Annotated in this window: 1 protein-coding gene; it reads right to left on the reverse strand. The window is 39.2% G+C overall.

The genetic code is table 11. The features are described from left to right. Positions 1 to 311: DsrE family protein (locus ACO0LB_RS20800; protein ID WP_423052636.1), on the reverse strand; the 311-nt coding region annotated here is incomplete at both ends.

Raw genomic sequence — 311 nt, forward strand, 5'->3', positions numbered from 1 at the left:
ACTTTCATATGCATTGCCGACTGCCCGCATACATATACCTGCGTGTTATTAGCAAGCAGCTGTTTAATTAAAGATTCGGTTTTGTTATCTTTTTCAAAACGCACTTTGTAAAAGCTGTTTTCAAGCACATCTACACTTGCACCACCGTGCACCACTAGAGCAAGTTGAATATTCTCCGGCTTTACCCCATGGGCAACATGCATATTAATAAAGCGTGCTAAAGAATTAATATGATTATTTTGCGCGCCTTTTTCAGCGCCATCTCCTATATCAAAGGCAATTTTAAACTGCGCTTGGCTTAAATCAGATTT

This window comes from Undibacterium sp. SXout7W (assembly GCF_049339385.1).
Classification (GTDB): domain Bacteria; phylum Pseudomonadota; class Gammaproteobacteria; order Burkholderiales; family Burkholderiaceae_D; genus Undibacterium.